The sequence below is a fragment of the Polaromonas sp. genome, assembly GCF_043778355.1.
Taxonomy (GTDB): Bacteria; Pseudomonadota; Gammaproteobacteria; order Burkholderiales; family Burkholderiaceae_C; genus Polaromonas.
The window spans coordinates 14385-40263 of the sequence record NZ_JAYWHI010000117.1 but is presented as its reverse complement, the minus strand read 5'-3'; the positions used below and the strand labels follow the sequence as shown (position 1 = coordinate 40263).

Annotated in this window: 27 protein-coding genes and 1 other RNA gene; 13 read left to right on the top strand and 15 right to left on the bottom strand. The window is 62.6% G+C overall.

The window, feature by feature from the left end:
• Nucleotides 1-317: a transfer-messenger RNA gene (gene ssrA / locus ACH2CW_RS17465) on the top strand; the annotation flags it as partial.
• On the opposite strand, the gene ACH2CW_RS17460 is transcribed toward ssrA, so the two are convergent.
• From ACH2CW_RS17460 to ACH2CW_RS17445, 4 genes are all read right to left on the bottom strand, one after another.
• Nucleotides 296-1585, bottom strand: coding sequence for an FAD-binding domain-containing protein (locus tag ACH2CW_RS17460; RefSeq protein WP_395060467.1), 1290 nt, complete (start codon nucleotides 1583-1585; stop codon nucleotides 296-298). The genes ssrA and ACH2CW_RS17460 overlap by 22 nt on opposite strands.
• Before the next feature lie 47 nt (nucleotides 1586-1632).
• Nucleotides 1633-2340, bottom strand: coding sequence for an alpha/beta hydrolase (locus ACH2CW_RS17455; protein WP_395060465.1), 708 nt, complete (start codon nucleotides 2338-2340; stop codon nucleotides 1633-1635).
• A 9-nt stretch (nucleotides 2341-2349) separates the two neighbouring features.
• The gene (locus ACH2CW_RS17450; protein WP_395060463.1) at nucleotides 2350-3990 is read right to left on the bottom strand and encodes an AAA family ATPase; all 1641 of its coding nucleotides are present in this window, start codon (nucleotides 3988-3990) and stop codon (nucleotides 2350-2352) included.
• Nucleotides 3991-4080: 90 nt separating this feature from the next.
• Nucleotides 4081-5340, bottom strand: a complete 1260-nt coding sequence (locus ACH2CW_RS17445) for a phosphatidylserine/phosphatidylglycerophosphate/cardiolipin synthase family protein (RefSeq protein ID WP_395060461.1) — start codon at nucleotides 5338-5340, stop codon at nucleotides 4081-4083.
• A 186-nt stretch (nucleotides 5341-5526) separates the two neighbouring features.
• On the opposite strand from ACH2CW_RS17445, the gene ACH2CW_RS17440 reads away from it, so the two are divergent.
• A complete protein-coding gene (locus tag ACH2CW_RS17440) occupies nucleotides 5527-6255 on the top strand; it encodes a 16S rRNA pseudouridine(516) synthase (protein ID WP_395060477.1) in 729 nt (242 codons plus the stop codon).
• 83 nt (nucleotides 6256-6338) lie between these two features.
• On the opposite strand, the gene ACH2CW_RS17435 is transcribed toward ACH2CW_RS17440, so the two are convergent.
• Entirely contained in the window at nucleotides 6339-7118 is a 780-nt protein-coding gene (locus ACH2CW_RS17435) for an alpha/beta fold hydrolase (protein ID WP_395060460.1), read from the bottom strand.
• Between the two features lie 127 nt (nucleotides 7119-7245).
• Between ACH2CW_RS17435 and ACH2CW_RS17430 the strand changes: the two genes are divergently transcribed.
• From ACH2CW_RS17430 to ACH2CW_RS17385, 10 genes are all read left to right on the top strand, one after another.
• On the top strand, nucleotides 7246-8199 hold the full coding sequence (locus tag ACH2CW_RS17430; protein ID WP_395060475.1) for a YncE family protein: 954 nt from the start codon (nucleotides 7246-7248) through the stop codon (nucleotides 8197-8199).
• Nucleotides 8200-8347: 148 nt separating this feature from the next.
• Nucleotides 8348-9097, top strand: a complete 750-nt coding sequence (locus ACH2CW_RS17425; RefSeq protein ID WP_395060458.1) for a polysaccharide deacetylase family protein — start codon at nucleotides 8348-8350, stop codon at nucleotides 9095-9097.
• 5 nt (nucleotides 9098-9102) lie between these two features.
• Nucleotides 9103-10155 (top strand): sterol desaturase family protein, encoded by a 1053-nt coding sequence (locus ACH2CW_RS17420; protein ID WP_395060456.1) that lies wholly within the window; start codon nucleotides 9103-9105, stop codon nucleotides 10153-10155.
• A 33-nt stretch (nucleotides 10156-10188) separates the two neighbouring features.
• Nucleotides 10189-11106 (top strand): EI24 domain-containing protein, encoded by a 918-nt coding sequence (locus ACH2CW_RS17415; protein WP_395060454.1) that lies wholly within the window; start codon nucleotides 10189-10191, stop codon nucleotides 11104-11106.
• A gap of 31 nt (nucleotides 11107-11137) precedes the next feature.
• Complete coding sequence (locus tag ACH2CW_RS17410) at nucleotides 11138-11962, top strand: competence/damage-inducible protein A (protein WP_395060452.1); 825 nt, start codon at nucleotides 11138-11140, stop codon at nucleotides 11960-11962.
• Between the two features lie 219 nt (nucleotides 11963-12181).
• A complete protein-coding gene (glnA, locus tag ACH2CW_RS17405; RefSeq protein ID WP_395060450.1) occupies nucleotides 12182-13597 on the top strand; it encodes a type I glutamate--ammonia ligase in 1416 nt (471 codons plus the stop codon).
• Between the two features lie 148 nt (nucleotides 13598-13745).
• On the top strand, nucleotides 13746-14264 hold the full coding sequence (locus ACH2CW_RS17400) for a hypothetical protein (RefSeq protein WP_395060448.1): 519 nt from the start codon (nucleotides 13746-13748) through the stop codon (nucleotides 14262-14264).
• Nucleotides 14265-14278: 14 nt separating this feature from the next.
• Nucleotides 14279-15382: a nitrogen regulation protein NR(II) gene (gene glnL / locus ACH2CW_RS17395; RefSeq protein ID WP_395060473.1), complete on the top strand. Its 1104-nt coding sequence runs from the start codon at nucleotides 14279-14281 to the stop codon at nucleotides 15380-15382.
• A gap of 55 nt (nucleotides 15383-15437) precedes the next feature.
• Entirely contained in the window at nucleotides 15438-16982 is a 1545-nt protein-coding gene (gene ntrC, locus ACH2CW_RS17390; protein WP_395060446.1) for a nitrogen regulation protein NR(I), read from the top strand.
• 71 nt (nucleotides 16983-17053) lie between these two features.
• Complete coding sequence (locus ACH2CW_RS17385; RefSeq protein ID WP_395060444.1) at nucleotides 17054-17278, top strand: HNH endonuclease; 225 nt, start codon at nucleotides 17054-17056, stop codon at nucleotides 17276-17278.
• A gap of 207 nt (nucleotides 17279-17485) precedes the next feature.
• Here the strand turns inward: ACH2CW_RS17385 and xth are convergent, their stop codons facing one another.
• The 7 genes from xth to ACH2CW_RS17350 all read right to left on the bottom strand — a co-directional run bounded on the left by xth (nucleotide 17486) and on the right by ACH2CW_RS17350 (nucleotide 22110).
• Entirely contained in the window at nucleotides 17486-18268 is a 783-nt protein-coding gene (gene xth / locus ACH2CW_RS17380) for an exodeoxyribonuclease III (protein WP_395060442.1), read from the bottom strand.
• Complete coding sequence (locus ACH2CW_RS17375; protein ID WP_395060440.1) at nucleotides 18265-18771, bottom strand: dihydrofolate reductase; 507 nt, start codon at nucleotides 18769-18771, stop codon at nucleotides 18265-18267. Before ACH2CW_RS17375 ends, xth begins: the two co-directional genes overlap by 4 nt.
• Nucleotides 18772-18877: 106 nt before the next feature.
• Nucleotides 18878-19711, bottom strand: a complete 834-nt coding sequence (locus tag ACH2CW_RS17370; protein WP_395060438.1) for a thymidylate synthase — start codon at nucleotides 19709-19711, stop codon at nucleotides 18878-18880.
• Nucleotide 19712: 1 nt separating this feature from the next.
• Complete coding sequence (locus ACH2CW_RS17365; RefSeq protein ID WP_395060436.1) at nucleotides 19713-20027, bottom strand: CcdB family protein; 315 nt, start codon at nucleotides 20025-20027, stop codon at nucleotides 19713-19715.
• Between the two features lie 2 nt (nucleotides 20028-20029).
• Nucleotides 20030-20269: a type II toxin-antitoxin system CcdA family antitoxin gene (locus ACH2CW_RS17360; protein ID WP_395060434.1), complete on the bottom strand. Its 240-nt coding sequence runs from the start codon at nucleotides 20267-20269 to the stop codon at nucleotides 20030-20032.
• 27 nt (nucleotides 20270-20296) lie between these two features.
• On the bottom strand, nucleotides 20297-21718 hold the full coding sequence (locus ACH2CW_RS17355; protein ID WP_395060432.1) for an FAD-binding oxidoreductase: 1422 nt from the start codon (nucleotides 21716-21718) through the stop codon (nucleotides 20297-20299).
• Nucleotides 21715-22110 (bottom strand): DUF2069 domain-containing protein, encoded by a 396-nt coding sequence (locus ACH2CW_RS17350; protein ID WP_395060430.1) that lies wholly within the window; start codon nucleotides 22108-22110, stop codon nucleotides 21715-21717. Before ACH2CW_RS17350 ends, ACH2CW_RS17355 begins: the two co-directional genes overlap by 4 nt.
• A 46-nt stretch (nucleotides 22111-22156) precedes the next feature.
• Between ACH2CW_RS17350 and ACH2CW_RS17345 the strand changes: the two genes are divergently transcribed.
• The gene (locus tag ACH2CW_RS17345) at nucleotides 22157-23371 is read left to right on the top strand and encodes a YihY family inner membrane protein (protein WP_395060428.1); all 1215 of its coding nucleotides are present in this window, start codon (nucleotides 22157-22159) and stop codon (nucleotides 23369-23371) included.
• 110 nt (nucleotides 23372-23481) lie between these two features.
• Here the strand turns inward: ACH2CW_RS17345 and ACH2CW_RS17340 are convergent, their stop codons facing one another.
• The 3 genes from ACH2CW_RS17340 to ACH2CW_RS17330 are packed head-to-tail and all read right to left on the bottom strand — an operon-like array spanning nucleotide 23482 to nucleotide 25875.
• Entirely contained in the window at nucleotides 23482-24222 is a 741-nt protein-coding gene (locus ACH2CW_RS17340; protein ID WP_395060426.1) for a ribonuclease activity regulator RraA, read from the bottom strand.
• On the bottom strand, nucleotides 24222-24566 hold the full coding sequence (locus ACH2CW_RS17335; protein WP_395060424.1) for an Mpo1-like protein: 345 nt from the start codon (nucleotides 24564-24566) through the stop codon (nucleotides 24222-24224). The genes ACH2CW_RS17340 and ACH2CW_RS17335 overlap by 1 nt, the downstream gene beginning before the upstream one ends.
• A 49-nt stretch (nucleotides 24567-24615) precedes the next feature.
• A complete protein-coding gene (locus ACH2CW_RS17330) occupies nucleotides 24616-25875 on the bottom strand; it encodes a cytochrome P450 (protein ID WP_395060471.1) in 1260 nt (419 codons plus the stop codon).
• Nucleotides 25876-25879 lie beyond the last annotated feature (4 nt).

Genomic DNA, 25879 nt, shown 5'->3' with positions numbered 1-25879 from the left:
CTGATTCAAACAAACTAACTGCAAACGACGAACGTTTCGCACTCGCAGCTTAATTGCCTGTGAGCTTTACAACAGCAGGCCGATGGGCTGGGCAAGGGGTGTTTAGCGCAAGTTGAACACTCCCGGCTGTAAAGATAATTTCATCGGCTGGCTCCGGGCTGGGTACCTTAACCCGGGGCAAGAAAATAGGGTGCTGGCGTCCTGTGTAGCGTGCGACTGCGCGACACAGGTGGCGAGACTCAAATCAGACCGCTAAACATGTAGATCTGCCCGAACAAGGCTTGCGGACGGGGGTTCAAATCCCCCCAGCTCCACCATTATTTTGAAAACCAGCCGTTCGCGGCTGGTCTTTCACCGTTTCCTTCGTCCACCATCCAGGCGCCTGCTGGCGCTCAAGCAGTTCTGCGGTCGAATGCAGGCCGCGCAAGGCCCGAGTCCACCATTGTGAGAAGGAGTCGCAGCGCTGTTCGACCGAAGGAAACAGCGTGGGAGCAGGCATGCAGGCAGCCAGGCTTGCTAACCAAGGCTGAAGATGGGGCTCATCAATGCTGCGCACCTGGCGAGCGCCTTTCAATGCGGCGCCGATGGCGGCTGCATCTGCATACCAACACTGAGCGGCCAGCTCGGCCATGCGGCTGGCGACGAAATGCCAGCGCCTCTCGTTCCATGGCCAGGCCTGATGAAAGTCAGCCACGAAAACCCCGATCACCAGTGTGTCGGCCGGAAGCGTTTGCGGCAGCTCACCCAGGTTCCAGGGGTGCACCAGCCAAACATTGCGGCCCGCGACGGCAACCGCATCCGGGACAGTCACAGCCAGTTCGGGGGACGGGTCTGTCAGAAGAGGCGGCTCGACCTGTACGGGGTAGCCTGTGGGCATCACGCTTTCGGCGGGACCGGCGCGTACTGGCTGACGCGCTATGCGGTCGAGCGCTTCGTAGGAGGTGTCGATCACGCTGTCGGGGCTGTGCCATGCCGCCGGTGCAAACCGGGCCACGTTGTCCGCATTGAACAGATAGGGTTTGCGACTGCCGGTGCCGGCGACCCATTGCCAGCTGAGGTGGTTGCTGGCCAGATCGCCGTCCAGCAGGTGGCCGTAAAGCCAGTCGGCGCCAACGCGCCAGTGAACCTTGCGCAGGTGCACAAGATAACTTGCCAGCCACATGCGGGCATGGTTGTGCAGGGTGCCGCTGTCGTACAGGGTGCGCACTGCAACATCGATGGCCGGCACACCGGTGCGCGCCTGTCGGATATCGAGGGGCAGCCCGGCGCCGTAGTCATCGTCCGGTAGCAGGCCCTGGTGCAGTGATGCCAGAATCCCCACACCGCAGTGCCGCCAGACATGACGAAAGTACTCGCGCCAGCCCAGCTCAAAGACAAACTTGTGCTGCACATCCAGCAGGTGCCTTGCGGACACGCCCGCCAGCACCTCGGGCAGATTGACGAGACCGTGCGTGATGTACGGCGACAGATGCGTTACCGCGCCCTCGATGGCATTGCGGCTGCGCGCGTAGTCGGCCGGGCGCACGGCGGCAATCCGGGCCAGGGCAGCCTCCCTGGTCGGCGGGAAGGCATCAAGCGGCGTCATCGTTCAGTACCCACTGTGTTGCGGCGGACAGCAACAGGGCAGCCTGGTCATGTCAACACCCGTGGCAGAAAAAAATCCATCGCCAGCGCCACCACAGGCGGTGCGATGTGATGCGGACCCTTGAACTCCACTGCTGTCACGTCGTAGCCTGCTGCCTTGAGTTTGGCCACATGCGGGCGCGCGCTGGTTTCAATCGGCAACTGTTCGTCTTCCAACCCGTGCGCGATGAATAGCCGTGGCGAGCCGTTCTGCTGGAACACCGACATGAAGCCACCTGAGAACACCATCACGTGGCTGGCGACGTCGCCGTTGGTGACGCCTGCCGACAACGCGTAACTTCCGCCATCGGAGAAACCGGCGAAGCCCAGATGTGCCGGATCGACAAAAAAGCGCGATGCGAGCTCACGCAAGGCCTGCTCCAGTCGCTCCAGGTCGGGGCCGTTGCCGCCTATCACGAGGTCCCAGGTCGGGAACTGCGACTGCGGCAGCAGCAGCAAAAAGCCGCGCTGCCGCGCATGCTCGATCACAAAAGGCAGCACCTTGTCGGCGCTGCCGCCTGCGCCGTGGAACATCACCAGCAAGGGGACCGGACCGCCGGCTGGCAGGTTTTCCGGAACAATCAGCACCGCGTCGCGTTCTTGGGCAATACCCAGGTGGTGACGGCCGGCGGGCAGAGCGGGTTTGTCGGGCGCGGCGCCAGGCCGGAAGCTCAGCCGGCCCAGCAGGGCGTCGCCGAGAAGGGACATGTCGAACATGATGCGACCTCAGGGCGGCTTGCCGATGCTGCGGAAAGCCGCGCACAGGGCAAAGGCTTCTTCGCTGAGCGGCAGCTTTTTGCCCTTGCAGAACTTGGCGGTCAGCTTGAGCAACTCCTTGATGTCACGACCGCTGGCGTCGGTATAACTCACCGTCAGACGCTGTATCAGCGCGTCAGGCACGTCGACCTGGAACTGTTCCGCGAGCGACTTCCACAATTGCACGGCCTGGTCACGCGTCGGTGTTTCGAACTGAATGATGGCGATACAGCGTGATAGGATGGCGTCGTCGATGTCGGCCACGCGGTTGGTGGTCATGAACAGCAGACCGTTGAAATACTCGAGCGTGCGCAGGAATTCGGCCACGATGGCATTGTGTTGCAGGTCGTTGTCGCGGCGGCGAATGTAGACGTCGGCCTCGTCGAGCAGTAGCACCGAGTCCCAGCGCGCCGCGCGCTGCAGGATGGTCGATAAATTGGCTTCCACCGATCCGGCCGTCACGCCGAGCTGGCCCGAATGCACGCGGTACAGCGGCTTGCCGACCACCTCGGCATAAACCTCGGCCGTCAATGTTTTGCCCAGGCCGGGCGCGCCCCTGCAAAGAATGGTGGTGCCGCCGGACTTGCCCTCGACCATGTCTTCCATCAGGAAGTTGCGGTCGGCCGTCAGGATGTCGATCAGGTCGCGGTGCGCCTGGGGCAGCACCAGCTTGTCGCGCAACGCCGGTTTGTAGCGGTACGCCTTGACGTTCTGCACATGGACCCACAGGTTGCGGTGCCAGTCCAGGTGGAACAGGTGGAGATAGCAGTGCAGCGGCACCCGATCAAAACCTTCGTTGATGCCCTTCTCACGCCAGAAGGAGGCGTCGGCCGTGGTGTCGAACTGGCGCTCCAGCAGTTCCTCGTCGTTGACGCAACGCGCACTGGTGCCGGCCTGCAGGCGCTTACATTCGAGCTGCGGGCGTGGGCCGGAGCCGGTCATCCAGGCGGAACCGGAGACGGTGAACTGCGCGCCGTATTGGGGCTGCAGCTTCATGAAGCGCTGGGCATGCGCCTCGTACTCGGCCTTGAACTCGGCGCACTCCTTGAAAAAACCGTCGCCTGTCATCAGTTCGGGGATGGTACGGTCCACGATGTCGTCGGCATAAAAACTGATGCCGTAGGTCATGCCGGTGCGTCGCAACCGGGGGTCGGTGACCGGCTCGCGGCCGGCGGCCTGCACGGTGTTGGCCAGCAGGCCAATGATGACGTAGGCGGCGCCGTCGGCGGGTTGCACATGGCGCATCGAATGCACCAGCCAGGGCAGCAAAACGCCGTCCTTGCCGCGTTTGTAGAGCCAGCCGTCGATTTTGTCGCGCGACAGCCAGGCGATCAGACCGGGGACCAGCACGTCCAGACTGGGGATTTTGCGTGCGGCCGGCGCAGCATGGATGTTGTCCAGTGCCAGCATCTGGAACATCAGCTCGCGTTCATTGGCAGCGCGGCACAGCCCGTAAAGGGTGTTCAGCGAGCTCGGGTCAAAAAGCCGGCTGGGCACCACCCGCTTGCCGCGCGACAGGCCATGCTCGCTTAGGCTGCGGGCCAGCGGTGACTCGGCATTGATCGTCCCGAGCAGCATGTTGGCCAGGGATTCCGGTATCTCGAATTCCATGATTGTCTTTGCGTCTTTCGAAAAACAATCATAGGACGCCTGCTCTGAAATGCCCTTGACCGCAGTCAAGGCCGACCACGATCAAAGGCCTTAAAGCTGTGAACCCAGCAGCAGTGCCAGCCGCTCCATGACTTTTTCCTTGAGCGGGCGGGCCTCCCACTGCGCGTAGGTGATGCGGCGTGAGCGCTTGAGGTCGTCTTCAAACACCTGCGTCTGGCGCTCGGCAAAAGCCGTGTCGAAGACGTTGAGGTTGGCCTCGTCGTTCAGGCGGAAGGAGCGGTTGTCGAAGTTGGTCGAGCCGACCGAGACCAGCAGCTTGTCGACCACCATGGCCTTGACGTGGTACATGCTGGGCTGGTATTCATGAATCTCGGCCCCCGCCTTCAGCGGCGGCCCCCAGCTGCCGCGTGAGGCGGCGCGCACCGTGTTGGTGTCGATGATTTCGCCCGGCGTGATGATGCGTAACTTGACACCCCGCTTGAGCGCTTCTGTCATGGCCTTGGTGGTCAACGCATCGGGCACAAAGTAGGCGCTGGAGAGGTCGATGCTGCGCGCTGCTGCGGTGATGGAGAGCAGGTACATCAGCTGCATGCTTTCGCTGCCGCCCGATGGCGAGCTGGAAAACACCTGCGCCCGGCTGCTGCCCGCCGGTGTCAGTGCCGGGAAGTAGGCCTCGCCATGCATCACGCGGCCCGTCACCTTGAGCCAGTTGTCCATGAACACCGCCTGCATCTGCGCCACCGCCGGGCCCTCGATGCTGAAGTGCGAGTCACGCCAATGCTCGGCGTCCTGCCCGTTGCCGGTCCACTGCGGTGCAATGCCGACGCCGCCGGTAAAACCGGTGCGACCATCCACCACCAGCAGCTTGCGGTGGGTGCGGTTGTTCATGCGGCCCCAGTTGTACCAGTGGGGTTTGTGAAACTTGCGTATCTCGACGCCCGCTGCCTCCATTTTTTCAAGAAAGGTGTCGTCAATCTTGGCGCTGCCGACCCAGTCCAGCAGCACGTGCACCTTGACGCCGGCTTGCGCCCGCTCGGTCAGTGCGTCGGCAAACTCCCGGCCAATGTCGCCTGACCAGTAGATGTAGGTTTCAAACGTGATGCTGCGTTGGGCCCCGCGAATCGCAGCCAGCATGGCCGGAAAGATCTGATCGCCATTGAGCAGCTCCTGCGCGCGATTTCCATCCACCACCGCCGGCCCCAGTAAGGAGCCCATGGCCCGCAGGTATTGCGGGTCGTCGGTGTTGTACAGGCGGGGGAGTTCGCGGTCGACGTTTTTCTCGCCGGTGGTGAAGTTGGCGGCCAGCAGCACAAGGGCCAGCGTGACGAAAAAAGTGATGAGAATGGTCATGACTAGGCGCTTTTTCTTGATCATTGTGGTGGTGCCCATGCCCTGCGGTTGGAGGAAAGACGGCTGCGCCAACGCGCAATGCATGGCAATTTAAAACGTGTGGGCGTCAGCCACTGCGGGAAGGCGTCGCTTTGCCAAGTAGGCGGGCGGCTTGTTCTGCGCGGCGACAATAGGGCCATGGCGACCATGCAACTTCAAGATATTCTTTTCTCCCAGGGGTTTGGCACCCGGCGTGTCTGTGCGGGCCTGATTCAGCAGGGTTTTGTGGCGGTAGCCCATGTCCCGTTTGAGGATCCTGCTATGGAATTTGTAGTAGAAGGACTGCAGTTCACAGTCCAGGGGGTGGACTGGGCCTACCACGCCAAGGCCTATTTGATGCTGCATAAGCCGGCCGGGTACGAATGTTCGCAAAAACCCAGCACCTACCCAAGCATCTACACCTTGCTGCCGGCGCCCATTCGCCAGCGCGGCGGCGGGGCGGCGGCCGGCGTGCAGGCGGTCGGGCGGCTGGATCAGGACACCACCGGGTTGCTGCTGCTGTCGGACGACGGCAAGTTCATCCACCGCATGAGCTCGCCCAAGCACCATGTGCCCAAGGTGTATGAGGTGCGGGCCAAACACCCGGTGGACGACAAACAGGTTGCCAAACTGCTGGCCGGCGTGGTGCTGGACGACGATCCGAAGCCGGTGCGCGCCGCTGCCTGCGAAAAAACCGGCGAGCAGACCCTGAGCCTGACCCTGACCGAAGGCAAATACCACCAGGTCAAGCGCATGATCGCCGCCGTTGGCAATCGCGTTGAAGAGGTCGGCGGCCTGTACCGCGCGCGTATCGGCTCGCTGGACCTGCCGGCCGACCTGTTGCCGGGGCAGTGGCGCTGGCTGACAGCGCAGGACCTGGCCGCGATTTCCGCTTGAATCCGCGCGTTTTCGGCATCAAAAATGCCTCCAGCCCATGTCCGATGGGCGTGAATAGCTATTGATTTGCTAGCGGCATGACGTTAACGCAGTGGCAGCAGGAAGGCCGCCACCGCCTCCAGGGTCTGCTCGGGCTGGTCGCGCTGCGGTGAATGGCCGCATTCACCCAGCCGCAACTGCACCGTCTGCGGCGCCGCCAGCGCCAGTTCGTCGAGCTGAGCCATCGTCCCGTATTCATCATTCAGGCCCTGGATCGCCAGCAGCGGCGCGCTGATGCGGGCGCTGTCCGGCCGGATGTCGAAGCTGCGAAAGCCGGGCGAGAGCCAGACATCGTTCCATTGCCAGAAGGCGCCGTCCACGTCGGCGTGGTGGCGGGCCAGCTTGTCCCGCAGCCCGCCTGCTTCAAATGCGCCCGTGGCCTGGGCGATCGCCTGCACAGCGATGTCCTCGACCATCAGGTGCGGCGCCATCACGATGGCAGCAGTGACCGGATGCCGCGACGCATGGAGCAGGGCGATGCTGGCACCGTCGGAATGACCCAGCAACACCGGCCTGGCGATGCCCAGCGCATCCAGCAGCGCCGGCAGCACCTCGCCCGCCTCCCGGTGCATGTAGTCCGGCGCGAGCCGGCCGCTGCCGCGCACATCCGGCACCGCGTCCGACTGGCCGTATCCGCGCCGTGAATAGACGATCCCGGCCCGGCCGGTGGCTTCGCACACCCGCTGGGGCCAACTGCTGCCGCGCTGGGTCCACAGGCTGACCGAGCCCAGGCCTTCGTGCAGGAAAACCAGCGGGGCTTTGTCGGCCGGCCCGGCAATCTGCTGCAGCTCCAGCCGCGTGCCTTGAATAGCTACAAATTTCATCGTCTCATCGTAAAGGATGTAAGCGGCCCGCCGCCCTGGCGCGTTAGGGAAGGCCCGCCCGTTACACTTGCGCGTCATCTGAAGAAAGCCGTTTGTGATCCTGCCCTTCCGTTTGTTTGCCGCGGCGCTGTGTTGTCTGGCGGTCGCTGTTGCACTGCCTGCCCTGGCCCAGTCCGCCCCGGTGTTCGTACTCAACTCTCTGGATGCCAGTGTCAGTGTCATCAACCCGCTGACCTGGACCGAAACCAAACGCATCGCGACCGGCAAGGAGCCGCACCATCTGTACCTCACGCCGGACGAAAAATCGGTGATTGTGGCCAATGCGCTGTCCGATACCCTGACCTTCATCGACCCCAAATCGGCCGAGGTCCAGCGCGTGATCCCCGGCATCCTGGACCCCTACCATCTGCGCTTCTCGCCGGACATGAAGTGGTTTGTCACGGCCGCCAACCGCCTGAACCACATCGACATCTACCGCTGGGACGGCAGCAACATCACCCTGGTCAAACGGGTGGCGACCGGCAAGACACCCAGCCATTTGTGGATAGACAGCAAAAGCACCACGGTGTACTCGACCATGCAGGACAGCGACGAGCTGATTGCGCTCGACTTGGCAACCCAGACCATCAAGTGGCGCACCGCCACCGGCTCCATTCCGGCCGATCTGTATGGCAGTGCCGACGACAAGCTGATCCTGATCGGCCTGACTGGCAGTGACACGGTCGAGGTGTTTGATGTGAGCGGCAAGCTGCCGCTGCGCACACGGGTGATCAAGACCGGCGCTGGCGCGCACGCCTTTCGCGCGCTCGGTGACGGCCGCCACGTGCTGGTCAGCAACCGCGTGGCCAACAGCATCAGCAAGATTGACCTGCAGACCCTGGCGGTGGTGGACAACTACCCGGCGCCTGGCGGGCCGGACTGTATCGAAGTCTCGCGCGACGGCAAGCTGATTTATGTCACCTCGCGCTGGGCGCGCAAACTCACGGTGATCGACATGGCCAGCCGCAAGGTGGTGCGCCAGGTCAATGTTGGAAAGAGTCCCCATGGTGTCTGGACCCTCGACCACGCCCCGAGGCAGTGAGCCCCCACGGTGGATGTGGCCCACACGGTCGCTCGCTGCGCGTAGCTCGCTAGGCCCCGGCTTGAACTTTGATCCGTTGCGGGCACTGCTTGCTATTATCTTGATAGCTGTCAGCGCACATCCGGTATGGGCTGAGGACTGTTTTGATATGCAAGGCAAGCCCGGCAAGGCGGTTTACCTGACGCTGGACACCGGCCACATGGGCGTGGCGCCCCTGATGGCGGACATCCTCCACAAGCACAAGGTCAAGGTCACCTTTTTCGGCGCCAATGAACGCACCCAGACCGGCGATGGCAGCCTGGGCAAGGACTGGGCGCCCTGGTGGAAGGCGCGCGCGGCCGAAGGCCATGAATTCGCCTCGCACACCTTCGACCACACCTACTGGCGCGCTGACGTGGCAACCGACCAGTTTCGGGTGCGCCCCTCGGCCGGGCCGCTGGAGGGCAGGGAGTCGGTCTGGACCGCGCCCCAGTACTGCGACGAAATCGCCAAAGCCGGCAGCCGGCTCGAAGAGATCACCGGCAAAAAGCCGCTGCCGCTGTTCCGCGCGCCAGGTGGCAAAACCTCGCCCAGGCTGCTGGCCGCCGCCAAGGCCTGCGGTTACGAGCATGTGGGCTGGTCGCCAGCCGGTTTCCTCGGCGATGAGCTGGCCAGCGAGACCCATTCCAACGACCAGTTACTGAAAAAAGCGCTGCGCGATATCCGCTCCGGCGACATCCTGCTGGCGCACCTGGGCATCTGGTCGCGCAAGGACCCGTGGGCGCCGGCCGTGCTGGAGCCGCTGATCACCGGTCTCAAGGAGCGTGGATTCTGCTTTGCGACCCTGCGCGAACACCCCCGCTACAAAGCCTGGATTGAGCAGCCTGCGCGCCAGTCGCCGGCCCGGACGGCAAAATAAGCGGTATGGACAGTCTCGAAGTCTGGTTTTCGACCGTGCAGCAATGGCTGTTCGAGAGCGCCGTGCAGCCCGCGATGTTTGCGCTGGGTCTGGGCAACCTGCTGGAAACCGGCTATGAAGCCACCGCCTGGTTCATGGTTGGCGTGATCCAGATCCTGATTTTGCTGGCCGTGGTTGGCCCGCTGCAGCGCTGGCGCCCGGTCGAGCCGGTGACGGACCGCGCGACGATTCGCACCGACATCGTCTACACCCTGATCCACCGCCTCGGCCTGTTCCGCATTGCGCTGTTTTTCACGCTGGAGCCCTGGTTTGACGCGTTGTTTGGCATGGCGCGCACGGCCGGTTTTGGCACCTTCCACCTGGACCAGATCTGGCCGGGCGTGACGGACAACGCACTCGTCAGCTTGCTGATTTACCTGGTGGTCTTCGACTTCATTGCCTACTGGACACACCGGGGCCAGCACCAGATCGAGGGGTGGTGGCGCCTGCATTCACTGCACCATGCGCAGCGGCAAATGACCATGTGGAGCGACAACCGCAACCACCTGCTCGACGACGTCATCGTGGACGTGATCGTGGTGCTGGTGGCGCAACTGATTGGTGTGGCACCAGGCCAGTTCATCGCCATCGTGGCGCTGACCCAGCTCAGCGAAAGTTTTCAGCACGCCAACCTGCGCCTCTGGTTCGGCCGCATTGGTGAGCGTCTGTGGGTCAGCCCGCGGTTCCACCGGCTGCACCACAGCATCGGCCTCGGGCATGAAACGCCCGTCAAGGCAAAACAATTTTCCGACGGGCCGCCCCAAGGAAACGAGCCCCGCCCCTCCGAAAAAGGGGGCAGTGAAGCACACGAAGTGGCGAACGTGGGGGCCGTCAAGCTCGGGGGATACAACTTTGGCGTGTTGCTGCCCTGGTGGGACGTGCTGTTCGGCACAGCCAACTTCGAGCAGCGCTACGACCCCACCGGCATCCGCGACCAGGTCGAGCAGTCGCGCGACTACGGCCGCGGCTTCTGGTCGCAGCAGTGGCTGGGGCTCAAACGCCTCGTCGGCAAAGCCTGAACGGCCGCCACGGCGGCGGGTTATCCTCCACCCATGAGCAAACTCCTGGACTCTTTCTGGCGCGCGGTGGCGTACTGCCTGCACCCGCGGGTGATCGCGTTGTCGGTGCTGCCGCTGGTCATCATGGTGCTGCTGTCGCTGGGCCTGGGCTACTTCTTCTGGGACGATGCGCTGGCCGCTGTGCGCGTCAGTCTCGAAAGCTGGGAGCTGCTGGGCACCATGGCGCGCTGGCTTGAAGGCCTGGGCCTGGGCAACCTGCGGGTGGTGCTGGCGCCGACAATTTTGCTGTTTCTGAGCATCCCGGTGATCGTCATCGTGGCGCTGCTGTTTGTCGCGATCCTGATGACACCTGCCATGGTGGCCTTGGTGGCCGAGCGGCGCTTCCCTGGAATGGAGCGTAAAAAGGGCGGCTCGCTGCTGGCCAGCCTGTTCTGGTCGCTGGGCTCGACCGTGCTGGCCGCCGTCGCACTGATCATTTCCATCCCGCTGTGGCTGATCCCGCCGTTGATATTGATCCTGCCGCCGCTGATCTGGGGCTGGCTGACCTACCGCGTGATGTCCTACGACGCACTGGTGGACCACGCCAGCGCCGAAGAGCGCCGCGAAATTTTCCGTCGCCACCGCGGTAGCCTGCTGGGCATTGGCGTGCTCAGTGGTTATCTGGGCGCGGCGCCCAGCCTGCTCTGGGCGTCGGGCGCGATGTTCATCGCCATGGCGCCGCTGCTGGTGCCGGTGGCGATCTGGCTGTACACGCTGGTGTTTGCCTTTTCATCGCTCTGGTTCGCCCATTACTGTCTGGCGGCGCTGGAGCAACTTCGCAAGCAAAACAATGCTCTAGCCCCTGACCCGCTTGCGCAAGTTGCTATTGAATCAATAGCAAACGAGGCGCTGCCGGCCCCCGCAGCCGGTGCCGCAGCGCCCACCTTTGGCGCCCCTGGACAGCAACCCTGATTTTTTTTCTTACTTTTTCCCTGAATTCACCATGAGTATCTCTTTCGGCCTGGTCATCGTCGGTGACGAAATTCTCTCGGGCAAACGCGCGGACAAACACCTGCCCAAAGTGATTGAACTGCTGGGTGCGCGGGGTCTGCAGCTCGCGTATGCCGACTACGTGGGTGACGACCCGGCACGCATCACCGCTGTGCTGGCGCGTGCCTTTGCCGCCGCGCGTGACTCGGGCGACGTGGTGTTTTCCTGCGGTGGCATAGGCGCCACACCGGACGACCACACGCGCCAGTGCGCCGCCGCCGCCCTGGACGTGGACCTGGCGCTGCACCCCGAGGCCGAACGCCTGATCCGCGAGCGTATGCAGGACCTTGCCAAAGAGCAGGGCGTGGCTTACGAGCCGGACCGCCACGACAACATTCACCGCCTGAACATGGGCGTGTTCCCGGTCGGCGCCGCGATCATCCCGAACCCCTACAACAAGATTCCCGGTTTCAGGGTCGAGGCCGGCGTAGGCGCCGTTCATTTCGTTCCGGGTTTTCCGGTCATGGCCTGGCCGATGGTGGAGTGGGTGCTCGACACGCACTACGCCCATTTGCACCAAAAATCAGCTTACACGGAGAAGTCAGTGATCGTCATGGGCGCCATGGAGGCGGCTCTGACGCCGTTGATGCTCGCGATTGAAGCAGGCCACAGCGGTATCAAGGTGTTCAGCCTGCCCAGCGTCGATCACCCCGAATACGGCCGCCACATCGAACTGGGCGTGAAGGGTGCGCCGGCTGCGGTCAACGCGGCTTTCCCGGCACTGTTGGCCGGTTTGCACAGTTTCAACGCCAAATTGGGCCCAGAATTGGTGCGTTGAAGTGTTGCACCATTTAAGTGCATTTGAGGATGCACAAAATTGGTGCCCTAAAAATCAAGCAATATTTCGAGCCGTGAGCCGGATGCCCTGCTTATCGGCGGCAAGTTGACGGCACAATCACAGGCTTGGCAGAAAAAAGCGCCATCGGTGGTGGCATAAAACGTGCATCCACCCGAGCCGAAAGTATTTTTAACAACCATCCAGCAACAGGAGATTCTGATGGCAAAGACCGTCGCAGACGTCATGAAAATGGTCAAGGAAAACGAAGTCAAGTTTGTTGACTTCCGTTTCACCGACACCCGGGGCAAAGAGCAGCACGTGACCGTGCCGGTGTCCCATTTTGACGAAGACAAATTCACCTCGGGCCACGCCTTTGACGGCTCCTCCGTGGCTGGCTGGAAGGGCATTGAAGCCTCCGACATGCAGCTGATGCCTGACCCGAAAACGGCCAACATCGACCCCTTCTTCGAAGAAACCACGCTGTTCATGAGCTGCGACGTGCTCGAGCCCGCCGACGGCAAGGCCTACGACCGCGACCCGCGCTCCATCGCACAGCGCGCCGAGGCTTACCTCAAGGCCTCCGGCCTGGGCGACACCGCCTACTTCGGTCCCGAGCCAGAATTTTTCATCTTCGACGACGTGCGCTGGAACACCGACATGTCGGGCACCTTCTTCAAGATCGAAGAATACGAAGCGCCCTGGAATTCGGGCGCCAAGCTCGAAGGCGGCAACCGCGGCCACCGTCCGACCGTCAAGGGCGGCTACTTCCCGGTGCCTCCGGTCGACAGCACGCAGGACATGCGCGCCGAGATGTCCCTGATCCTCGAATCGCTGGGCATTCCGGTCGAAGTGTTCCACCACGAAGTGGCCGGCGCCGGCCAGAACGAAATCGGTACCAAGTTCAGCACGCTGGTCCAGCGCGCCGACTGGACGCAGATCCTCAAGTACGTGGTGCAGAACGTGGCCAATGCCTATGGCAAGACCGCCACCTTCATGCCCAAGCCCATCGTTGGTGACAACGGCTCCGGCATGCATGTGCACCAGTCCATCTGGAAAGACGGCAAAAACCTGTTTGCCGGCGACGGTTATGCCGGCCTGTCGGATTTCGCGCTGTACTACATCGGCGGCATCATCAAACACGCCCGCGCGCTGAACGCCATCACCAACCCCGGCACCAACAGCTACAAGCGCCTGGTGCCTGGTTACGAAGCACCGGTCAAGCTGGCGTACTCGGCCAAAAACCGCTCGGCGTCGATCCGCATTCCTTACGTCGCCAACCCCAAAGGCCGCCGTATCGAGGCACGTTTCCCCGATCCACTGATGAACCCTTACCTCGGCTTCTCGGCCCTGATGATGGCCGGTCTCGATGGCGTGGAAAACAAGATCCACCCTGGCGAAGCCGCCACCAAGGACCTGTACCATCTGCCGCCCGAAGAAGACGCACTGGTGCCAACCGTGTGCCACAGCCTGGACCAGGCGCTGGACTGCCTCGACGTGGGCCGCAGCTTCCTGACCAAGGGCGGTGTGTTCACCGACAGCATGATCGACGCCTACATCGAACTGAAAATGGGTGAAGTGACGCGCCTGCGCCAGGCCACACACCCGATCGAGTTCGACATGTATTACTCACTGTAATTTTTTACAGTCTGTGGTCAAAAAAGGACGGCGAAAGCCGTCCTTTTTTACTTCCCCGCAGGGTTATCACTTGCAGGGTTTTGCTTTTCTTACCCTTTGCAGGATACTGACAGACCGTCCAAGCCTTAACAGGCACTTGGGGTTACGTATGAAACCTGCAGTACTTCTTTCAACTTTTCTTGTTCTCGCTGGCAGCGTGGTTGCCGCTTCCGCGCAGGAGCGCATTTACCGCTGCGCCGGAAAAGGCGGCGCCACGCCCGAGTACATCAACAACGCCAGGGATGCGCAGGCGCGCGGCTGCAAACAGATCGATGGTGGCAACGTCACGGTGGTGCAGAGTGCGCCGGTGAGCCGTCCGGCGGCCGTGCGTGTGGCCGGTGCCGTGCAGGCTGCGCCGGTGTCTGGCAGCAGCGAGCAACGTGCACGCGACAGCGACACACGCGCCATTCTCGAATCCGAACTCAAAAAAGCCGAGATCAAGCTGGCCGAGCAGCAAAAAGAGTTCAACAATGGCGAGCCCGAAAAGCAGGGCATTGAAGGCCGCAACTACCAGCGTTACCTTGATCGCGTGGCTGAGATGAAGGAAAGCATCGCACGCCACGAAAGCGACATAGCCGGCCTGAAACGCGAAATCGGCCGCCTGCCGGCCCCGACGGCCCGCCAGTAAGCTTCTGCGTCAAAATAGGACGCTTGAAAAAACCCAATTTCTTCCCCGCCACCGCCAAAGCTGTGGCCTCTTCACGCTTCCAGTCCTTTGACTTGCTGGCAACGCTGGTGGCTGTCGTGCGAACCAACGGTGTGGTGGTGTTTGCCAATGCGGCGCTTGAAGACGCGCTGGGCACCTCGCGGCGAACCATTGAGGGCTCACTGTTGCCGGATTGCTTCACCGAGCCGATGATTTTGCACAACGCGCTCGAAGGCGCGGGCAGCAACGAATTTGCGGCGCTGCGTTATGACGCCTGGCTCAAACCGATAAACCGCGAACCGATGCCAGTCCATGTGGTGGTGGCCCAGACCGACACCCCCGGCGAAGCGATTGTCGAACTGCTGCCGCTGGAGCAGCAGGCCAAGCAGGACCGCGAAGAGCGCCTGATCGATCAGGCGCAAGCCAACAAGGAGCTGATCCGCAACCTGGCGCACGAGATCAAGAACCCGCTGGGCGGCATTCGCGGCGCGGCGCAACTGCTGCAGATGGAAATCGAGTCGAAGGAGCTGACCGAATACACCCAGGTCATCATCCATGAAGCCGACCGGTTGCAGACCCTGGTGGACCGGCTGCTGGCGCCGCACCGCAGGCCACATCTGGTGGGCGACGTGAATATTCACGAGGTCTGCGAGCGGGTGCGTTCGCTGATCCTGGCCGAATTCCCCAAAGGCTTGCGTGTGTTGCGCGACTATGACATCTCGATTCCCGACTTTCGCGGCGACCGCGAGCAGCTGATCCAGGCGGTGCTCAACATCGCCCACAATGCCGCGCAGGCCCTTGCCGAGCGCATTGCGGCAGGTGACGCGCAGATCAGTTTCAGGAGCCGGATTGCGCGCCAGGTAACTTTCGGCAAGCAGCGGTATCGCTTGGCACTGGAATTGCATGTTATTGACAATGGACCGGGTGTTCCGGACTCCATCAAGGACCGCATCTTCTATCCCCTGATCTCAGGGCGCGAGGGTGGTTCCGGGCTGGGGCTGACGTTGGCGCAAACCTTTGTTCAGCAACACCACGGCTTGATCGAGTGCGAAAGTGTCCCCGGCCGCACGGATTTCAAGCTGCTGATACCGCTGCCTTGAAACCGGCACCTTCATTGATGGACAACCGGTAGAAGTACCGAAGGGATAAAAAAACATGAAACCGATCTGGATTGTTGACGATGACCAGTCCATCCGGTTTGTGCTGGAAAAGGCCTTGCTGCGCGAAGGCCTGCCGACCCGCAGCTTCATCAATCCGCGCGAGGTGCTGGCGGCGCTGGACATTGCCACCGATGACGATGGCCCGCAGGTGCTGGTCAGCGACATCCGGATGCCCGGCGGCTCCGGGCTGGACCTGTTGTCCACCGTCAAGGAAAAACACCCCGGCTTGCCCGTCATCATCATGACGGCGTTTTCCGACCTCGACAGTGCGGTTTCGGCCTTCCAGGGCGGCGCTTTTGAATACCTGCCCAAACCTTTTGATTTGACCAAGGCAGTCGAGTTGATCCGCCGCGCGGTTGAAGAAAGCCAGCGTGAGGAAGTGGCCGAAGAACGCATGGCCGCCACACCCGAGATGCTGGGCCAGGCACCGGCCATGCAGGACGTGTTCCGCGCCATCGGCCGGCTCAGTCAGAGCAATGTCACGGTGATGATCACCGGTGAGTCCGGCTCCGGCAAGGAACTGGTGGCGCGCGCGCTGCACAAACATTCGCCGCGCGCCAATGGCCCGTTTGTCGCCATCAACACCGCCGCCATTCCCAAGGACCTGCTGGAGTCCGAACTGTTCGGCCATGAACGCGGCGCCTTCACCGGCGCCCAGACCATGCGCCGCGGCCGCTTCGAGCAGGCCGATGGCGGCACCCTGTTTCTCGACGAGATCGGCGACATGCCGTTTGATTTGCAGACGCGTTTGTTGCGTGTACTGTCCGATGGCAATTTCTACCGTGTCGGCGGCCACAACGCGGTCAAGACCAATGTGCGCGTGATCGCCGCTACCCACCAGGATCTGGAGCAGCGTGTCAAGGAAGGCGGCTTCCGCGAGGACTTGTTCCACCGCCTCAACGTGATCCGCCTGCGCCTGCCGGCCTTGCGCGAACGGCGTGAAGACGTGTTCATGCTGACCCGCCATTTCCTGCAGCAAAGCGCCAAACAGCTCGGCGTGGTCGAGCCCAAACGGATTTCGGACGCCGCGCTGCAAAAACTCAGCACCTTCGGGTTTCCCGGCAATGTGCGCCAGTTGGAGAACATCTGCCACTGGCTGACCGTGATGGCGCCGGCCCAGGTCATTGAGGCCAAGGACCTCCCCCCCGAAGTGCTGGACGCCGCGCCCGAGCCGCTGCGTGCGCCCGCGCCGGTGCTGGTTGAAAGTGGCGCGGTGGTACGCCACGCGCCGGGACCGGCAGACGTCAGTGAGGCGACTGCGGTCGATACCGCACCTGCCGAGAAAATCTCGTTGGCGCCTGCCGACATGGGGCTGCCGCTGCAGGGAGGCACCTGGGAAACCGGGCTGGAGGCCGAGGCCATGGCCCTGCTGGCCACCGGCCGCAGCGATGTGTGGGACGTGTTGACCCGGCGCTTTGAGTCCAAACTGATCCAGACGGCACTGCTCAATACCCGTGGCCGCCGCATCGAAGCCGCGCAAAAGCTCGGTATTGGCCGCAACACCATCACCCGCAAGATTCAGGAACTGAATTTAGAGTGAAGGCCTTGATGTGGCCCGGTGACAACCGGGCCGCATCGGCTTCACTGCGCCGGCTGATTTAAAGTCCAGCCATGAGCCGTTTATCCCTGACCCGCGACAAGATCTACAAAACCGTGGCGCGCCAGCTCCACGGCCAGGTGCCGTGCTGGGTCTGTGGTGAACATGTGTTGCCGGCAGCTGCCACGCTGGAGCACATCCGGCCGCTGAGTGAAGGCGGCAACAGCCATGCAGAGAACCTGGCCATCAGCCACGAACTCTGCAACCATAGTCGCCATGCCAAAGTGGGCGGTCTCTGAGGGCTGGGACGATGCCTGTCATCCCGGACTCGATCCGGGATCCATCTGGGCACACCTCCGACGGCGGGTTAACGTGGCATGGATTGCGGGTCGAGCCCGCAATGACAACCCGACAACGCGGGCCTCGCCGCCTTGGTGCGCGGCCCGCAGTTGATGAATGAAATCGGCCGCCAGCCCATATGTGGCATGCGCCGGCAGCTACTTTATTTATAGCAAATCAAGGTGTGCAATGACCGGCACATGGTCGCTGGGCCGCTCGTTCTTGCGTGGCAGCTTGTCAATCACGCAACTTTGCACCTGCGCTTTGAGCCCGTCGCTGACCAGGATGTAGTCGATACGCAGGCCGCGGTTGCGGCGGAAGGCGAACTCGCGGTAATCCCACCACGAGTAACTCTTTTCGGGCTGATCGAACAGCCGGAAAGCATCGTGCAGACCCAGGCCCAGCAATGCCTTGAGGTGGTCGCGTTCCTCGGTGGTGTGGTGAATCGTCTCGCGCAGGCCTTCGGCATCGTAGGTGTCGCGGTCATCGGTCGTGATGTTGAAGTCGCCGACCAGCACCAGCTTCGGCTGCGCCGCCAACTCCTGGCCCAGCCAGTGGCGCAGGCCTTCGAGCCACTTCATCTTGTACTCGAATTTTTCGGTGCCAGGTGCCTGGCCGTTGACGAAATAACCATTGACCAGGCGCAGCTCGCCCTGCGGCGTGTCGAGTGTGGCGGCAATCACGCGCGACTGCTCGTCGCTGAAACCAACAATATTCTTGACGATGTTGCGCACCGGACTGCGGCTCAGAATGGCCACGCCGTTGTAGGTCTTCTGGCCGAAGATGGCGCTCTGGTACCCGGCGGCGTTGAGGGCCTCCAGCGGAAATTTGTCGTCGCTGAGCTTGAGTTCCTGCAAACACAAGGCATCGACCGGGTTGGCAGCCAGCCAGTCCAGCACCTGCGGCAGGCGCACGGCCAGGGAGTTGACGTTCCATGTCGCGATTTTCATGGACGCTCCAGCGTGACGAAACTGAAAGGCAGGCCCTTGGTCGAGACATGCGCAGTTCGCGCGGTTTCGCGCCAGGCCGGGCCCAGCGTGGGGGCGTGGGCATCGCCTTCAAAATCCTCAGCGATTTCTGTGACTTCGGCGTGCACCGCAAGGGGTTCAGCTTGCGCGTAAATTTGGGCACCGCCTATCACCCAGATCTCAAGCGCGGGCGCGGCTTGCTGCAGGGCGTCTTCCAGGCTGGCGGCGCGCTGCGCACCTTCGGCCTGCCAGTCGTCCTGCCGCGTGATCACGATGTTGGTGCGACCCGGCAGCGGGCGAAATTTAGGTGGTATTGAGTCCCAGGTCTTGCGGCCCATGATGACCGGGCAACCGCTCGTGAGCTGCTTGAAGTGCGCCAGGTCTTCCGGCAAATGCCAGGGCATGACGCCGTCCTTGCCGATGACGCCGTTGGCGGCGCGGGCGTAGATGAGGTTGATGCGTGATTTTTGGTGGAGCATGCTCATACGGTCGCCTCCCTGACCAAGTAGTTTTCGAATGGTAGAGGTGTCGGCTTCCAGCGGCCTTCGCGCGGTGTCGATCCCCGCTTTGCGGGGCCCCTCGCCAGTGCGCTCATACCGCTACAGGCGCCTTGATCGCCGCATGGTGCTGATAATCCACAAACTCGAAATCGTCGAATTCGTAGTCGAAGATGGACGCCGGCTTGCGCTTGATCTTCAGCGTCGGGTAGGGGTAGGGCGCGCGGCTCAGTTGCAGCGCAACCTGTTCGGCGTGGTTGCTGTAGATGTGGCAGTCGCCACCGGTCCAGATGAAGTCGCCGACGTCGAGCTCGCATTGCTGGGCCACCATGTGCGTGAGCAGCGCGTAACTCGCGATGTTGAAAGGCACGCCGAGGAAAATGTCCGCGCTGCGCTGGTAGAGCTGGCAACTGAGTTTGCCTTTGCCGCCCGGCTCCGTGGCGGGCGCCACATAGAACTGGAAAAAGGCATGGCAGGGCATCAGTGCCATCTTCGACAGGTCGGCGACGTTCCACGCGCTGACGATGATGCGGCGCGAATCCGGGTTGGTTTTCAGGGTCTTGATGACATCGGCGATCTGGTCGATGTGGCCGCCGTCCGGCGTCGGCCAGCTGCGCCACTGCACGCCATAGACCGGGCCGAGGTCGCCGTCCTCACGCGCCCATTCGTCCCAGATCGTGACGCCGCGCGCTTTCAGCCAGTTGTTGTCGCTGGAGCCCTGCAGAAACCACAGCAGCTCATGCACGATGGACTTGAGGTGGACCTTTTTGGTGGTCACCAGCGGAAAGCCTTCATTGAGATCGAAACGCATCTGATAGCCGAACACACTTTTGGTGCCGGTGCCGGTGCGGTCGGCCTTGAACACGCCGTCCGTGTCCACATGGCGCATGAATTCTTCGTACTGGGAGCGGATGGGGTGAGACGGCACTTCAATAAGCTCCAAACAGGCAGTCCATGGCTGCAACAATGTGCTCGCGCTGATCCTGCAGGCCCGCAACGCGCTTCTTCAATTCCCGCGCCGGAAAGGCGGCGAGTGCGGCGGTGTCCAGTACCACCGTTTTTCCGTCGACCTCAAAGGCCGGATTCAAATCACGCATGGGGTGCGGGTAATTCGCTGCAGAACGCATGGGGATGACCACTCGCGAATCCAGGCTGTTGATGTAATCGTTCTGGACATCCAGCAGAAATGGCGTGATCTTGCGCTGCGTGGCATCGGGATGCGCATAAACGTCGTAACGCGCCATGGTCAGAAGGTCCGGTATTTGGCCAGCGGCAGGCCTTCGCTGGCGATGCGTGCGTTGTAGGCCGCGACAGCTTCCCGATTTTCCTCGTTCCATCGTTCCCAGTAGCGGCGCCGCACCTCGGCGGCCAGCAGCGTGTCAACGGTCTGGGAAACATTCATGCCCATCTCGCGCGCCATTTCCAGCACCTTGGCATTGAGTGACAGGTTCGTGGCTTTTTTGGGTGCGTTTTCAAACTTCAGCACGGCGAGTTCCCATGAGTCATGCGCATATTATATGCGCAGAACACGCCCCGGATTCATCAGGTTCAGCGGGTCCAGCCCCTGCTTGATGGCGCGCATCATGCCCAGCGCCACCGGCGATTTGTGTTTGGGCAGGGAGTCGACTTTCAGGCTGCCGACCCCGTGTTCGGCCGAGATGGAGCCCCGGTAACGATCCACCACGTCATAGACCAGCGCATTCATCGGTGCCTCCTGCTCGTTGAGGAAACGCGCCTGATCTTCGTTCTCCGGCGCCTGCACGTTGTAGTGCAGGTTGCCGTCGCCGAGGTGGCCGTACACCACCAGGCGCGCACCGGGGAAGCGCGTCAGCAACAGGGCATTGGTCTCGGCCACAAATTCGGGAATGCGCGAGACATTGATCGAGATGTCGTGTTTGATGTTCAGGCCCTCTTCGGCCTGCGCCAGCGGAATGCTTTCGCGGATGTGCCACAGCGCATGCGCCTGCGCCATGCTTTCAGCCACCACTGCGTCGCTGACACAGCCGGCTTCCATCGCGGCTTCGAGCAGGCGCTCGAAACACGCGCGTGCATGTTCTTCTGATTCGTTGTCCGAGTTCTCAAGGACCACACACCACGCGGATTCCTTCCAGAACGGCACACGCTGCTGTGGGAAATGTTTGGCCACCAGACTCAGCGGAAACTGGCCCATCACTTCGAAACCGGTCAGGCCCGAGCCCAGGTGTTCATGCGCCAGGCCCAGCAGTTGCACCGCGGCTTCCAGCGAATGCACCGCGGCAAAGGCGGTGAGCTGACTTTTGGGCAAGGGGTAGAGTTTCATGGTTGCGGCAGTGATCACGCCCAGCGTGCCTTCGCTGCCGATGAAGAGGTGGCGCAGGTCGTAGCCGGTGTTGTCCTTGCGCAGGCCCATGAGGCCGTCCCAGATCTCGCCCTGCGCATTCACGACCTCCAGCCCGAGACAGAGTTCGCGCGTGTTGCCGTAACGCACGACCTGGGTTCCGCCGGCATTGGTGCCGAGGTTGCCGCCTATGGTGCAACTGCCCTCCGAAGCCAGACTCAGCGGGAACAGGAAGCCGGCTTTCTCACAGGCTTCCTGCAGGTTTTGCAGCACGCAGCCGGCATCGACGGTGATGGTCAGGTTGCCAGCGTCCAGCGTGCGCACCTTGTTCATGCGGGTCAGGCTCAGCACGACCTGGGTTCCGCTGGCGTCCGGTGTTGACCCGACCACCATGCCGGTGTTGCCACCCTGCGGCACCATGCTCACGCGCGCGGCGGCGCAGGCCTTCACGACGGCGGCGACTTCGGCGGTGGAGCCGGGGCGCACCACGGCCAGCGCCTTGCCGGTCTCGCGCCGGCGCCAGTCCTGCACCCAGGCGGTCAGGTCACCCTCGGTGAGGACGTTGGCGGCGCCGACGATCTGGCGCAGGGATTCAAGCAGTTCGTTGTTTGTGCTCACGGTGTTTGGGCTTCCGGTTGAAGAGGGGACTGGGCTTTTGCGGTTTTCAGGCGGATGCGCACATGCAGGGCGCAGGCGGTGAACAGCAGCAGGCATAAGGCAACCTCGATCATCGCCAGGTAGTTGCCGGGCGGCTTGTCGCTCCAGGCGCGCACCGCGCCTTCGGTGAAGTAGAGCCAGACCATCAGACTCAGCCAGCGGTAGGTGTACATGCGGTTTTTCAGCAGACCGGCCAGCGGGATACAGAGCGGCAGCACCTTCAGAGCCAATAACGAGCCACCTGGTCGGATCGGCGCCAGCCACATCTCCCAGGCCAGGCCCAGCGCGATCAGGCCGCCGAGGCTGCCCAGGGCCAGCCAGCGCGTGGCGTCGATTTGCGAGGTTTTGTTCATGGGGAGGGGGGATCTATAACGCGGGGTCGATGGCATGATACCGGGGATGACATTCCAGCAGTCCCTGCAGCAGTTTTTGACGGAGCTCTCGCACTTTCCCTGGCGCGACACCGCCTTCACCCTGCGCCAGCGTTTTCGGGAAGACCACATGGGTCTGACGGCCAGCAGCCTGACCTTCACCACCAGCATTGCGCTGGTGCCGTTTTTCACGGTGGCACTGGCGATTTTTACCGCGTTCCCGATGTTCTCCAAGCTGCAGGGTGCGCTGCAGGTCTGGCTGGTCAACAGCCTGATCCCGGACAACATCTCGCGCCAGGTACTCGGTTACCTGACGCAGTTCGCAGGGCAGGCCAACAAGCTGGGTGTGGCTGGCCTGGCGGTGCTGCTGGGTACGGCGATTGCGCTGATCCTGACCATAGACCGCACGCTCAACGGCATCTGGCGCGTGAAAAAACCGCGGCCGCTGGCGCAGCGCGTGCTGATTTACTGGGCTGCGATCACCCTGGGTCCGCTGGTGCTGGGCGCCAGCCTGGCGGTCACCTCTTATGTGATCTCGGGCTCGCGTGGTGTCGTCAGCGCCATGCCGGGCGGGCTGCGCGTGTTGCTGGACATCCTGCAGTTTTTCCTGCTGGCAGGCGGCATGGCAGCGCTGTACCGCTACGTGCCCAACACCTTTGTGCGCTGGTCGCATGCCTGGGTAGGCGGGCTGTTTGTGGCGGCGGGTATTGAACTGGCCAAAAAACTGCTGAGCCTCTACCTGAGCAGCGTGCCCACTTATTCGCTCGTCTACGGCGCCTTTGCCACCTTACCGATATTGCTGGTCTGGATTTATGTGGCCTGGGTCATCGTGCTGCTGGGTGCGGTGATTGCAGCGTATCTGCCCAGCCTGTTGGCTGGCGTCGCGCGGCGTGGCAGTGCGCACGGCTGGCAGTTTCAGCTCGCGGTGGAGCTGTTGCAGCAACTTCATCAGGCGCGCAGCACGCCGCGTATCGGGCTGGAAGCATCCGAGCTGGCGAAGGCGCTACAGGTCGATGTGTTGCAGTTGGAGCCTGTGCTGGAAACCTTGATGTCGCTGGACTGGATCGGCCAGTTGACCGACCCCGAGGACGAGAAGGAGGCGCGTTACCTGTTGCTGGCCGACCCGGATGCGACCGAGCTGGCGCCGCTGATGGCGCAGTTGCTGCTCAGCCGTGACCCGTCCATGAAAAATTTATGGGAAAACGGCCGTTTCCCCATGTTGCGCCTGCGTGACGTGTTATGAAATTGATAGCGGGTGGAGTGTCATCCCGGACGTGATCCGGGATCCATGGCCGTGAACAACGGTTGCTGTGAATGCGGCATGGATTGCGGGTCTGGCCCGCAATGGCACGGCTAAAGGCCGCTTGACTTGCCGGCTTGTTTAGCCGCCTCATAACGCGCCTTGTTTCCCGCGTTCGGCGGGTACAGCCCCGGCAGCGAGGCACCACCTTCCACTTCGGCCATGATCCAGGCCTCCAGACGCTCCTGCTCTGGGGCCAGCGTCAGCATCTCCTCCAGCAGCGCAGCCGGGATCAGCACCGCACCGTCGTCGTCGATCACCACCACGTCGCCCGGAAACACCGCGACGCCGCCGCAGGCAATCGGCTGCTGCCAGGCGACAAAGGTCAGGCCCGCCACCGAGGGCGGTGCAGCCGCGCCATTGCACCAGACCGGCAGGCCGGTGCCCAGAACACCGGCCTGGTCGCGCACCACGCCGTCGCTCACCAGTGCGGTCACGCCCCGTTTGCCCATGCGTGCGCAGAGGATGTCGCCGAAGATGCCGGCGTCGGTGACCCCCATGGCATCGACCACTGCAATGCAGCCGGCCGGCATGTCCTCGATCGCAGCGCGTGTGGAAATTGGCGAGGACCAGGACTCTGGCGTGGCGAGGTCTTCGCGCGCCGGGACAAAACGCAGTGTGAAGGCACGCCCCACCAGGCGCGGCTGGCCGGGGCGCAGGGGCCGCGCGCCGCGCAACCAGACATTGCGCAGGCCTTTTTTCAGCAGCAGTGTGGTCAACGTGGCCGTGGTGATGCCCGAAAGAATCTCCACCGCCCGCGCGTCAAGAGACATGTTGATGGCGTTATCGGTCATCAGATTTTCACCTTGCCGGCCCAGATGTCCTTGTACATGACCCAGTCGCCCATGAAGCTGTAAAGCGGGCGTTTGAAGGAGGCTGGTTTGTTTTTCTCGAACACGAAATGGCCGACCCAGGCAAAACCGTAGCCGCAGAGCAGGCCCGCCAGCAGCCACCACGGGTTGCGGGAGCTTATTGCTGCCGCCAGGCACAGCAGCGACGACGTAGAGCCTGCGAAGTGCAGGCGGCGGCAGGTGCGGTCGCTGTGTTCGGTCAGATAGAAAGGATAAAACTCGGCAAAACTCTTGAAGGCTTTGGCGTCGGTAGCAGCGCTTGGCGCTGCGGGGCTGGCTGTGTTCATGGCTTGTCTCCGGATGATTCACCATGATAGCCACAGCGGCTCCCCGGCATCAAGCAATTAAAAACGGCGCCTTCAGAAAGCCCCGGAAGCGTGCCCGGCCGCCACGCGTGGGCGCGGCGCTCAGCACATAGTTGGGAAAGCGCTGCAGAAAACGCCCGACAGCAATCCGGCCTTCCAGCCGCGCCAGGCTAAGCCCGGCGCACTGGTGGATGCCGAAGCCGAAAGCCAGGTGGCGGTTGTTCTCGCGCGCCAGGTCCAGTTGTTCGGGTTGGTTGAACTGAGCCGGGTCGCGGTTCGCAGCGCCTATACACAAGGTCAGCAACGTGCCTTCCGGCAGGTCCAGCCCACCGACCGTGCAGGCCTTCACCGCACGACGGTTGCTGAGCTGGTTGGACGACTCGAAACGCAGGAATTCGTCGATTTCAAAAGTCAAATCGGCCTCCAGCCCATGTCCATTCTGGCCCAACAGCTCCACTTTTGATAGCAATTCGGCCTTGGCATCCGGCCACTCCTGCAGTGCCACCAGCGCATTGCCGATCAGGTTGGTGGTGGTTTCATGGCCAGCGTTGAGGATGAAGACGCAGTTTTGCAGCAGCTCGGTCTCGCTGAGGCCTTGTCCCGCATCCTCGCCCTGGATCAATCGTGTCAGCACGTCGTGTTCCGGGTCGCCCGGATGTTGGCGGCGTTCGGTCACCAGCGTTTTGAGGTAGGTCGTGAATTCAGTGACGCTGCGGTTGCCCAGCGCTTCCTGTTCGGGTGTGAGTTTGGGCTCCAGCGCGCCCAAAATGGCCAGCGACCAGTCGCGCAGCGGGCCTCGCTCGGTGTGTGGCACGCCCAGCAGGTTGCCGATGATTTCGACCGGGATGGCTGAGGCAAAGTCCTCAATCAGGTCGCCGCCGCCTTTGGTCTCCATCGCGTCGAGCAGGCCGTCCACCAGCGTGATCAGGCCGGGTTCCATGTCGGCGATCGCACGGCGCGTGAGTGCGCCCATGATGAGCTTGCGCACGCGGGTGTGCAGTGGCGGGTCGTTAAACACCAGGCTGGTGGTGTGATGCGCCAAGAGCGGCGAGCCGGCCCCGTACTTGGGGGTGAACTCCACCTTCTTGTCCGAGCTGAAGGTCAGCGCATCGCGGTACACCGCCACGATGTCGGCGTAACGCGTCAGGAAGTACGAGCCATCGGGCATGCACCGCACCGGTTCATGCTCACGCAGCCAGGCGTACACCGGGTAGGGGTTGGCATAAAAGTCGGCGGGCAGGGCGCGCAGGTCGAGGCTGGCGGCGATCTCGCGCGCGCGCGCTGTCGACATGGGC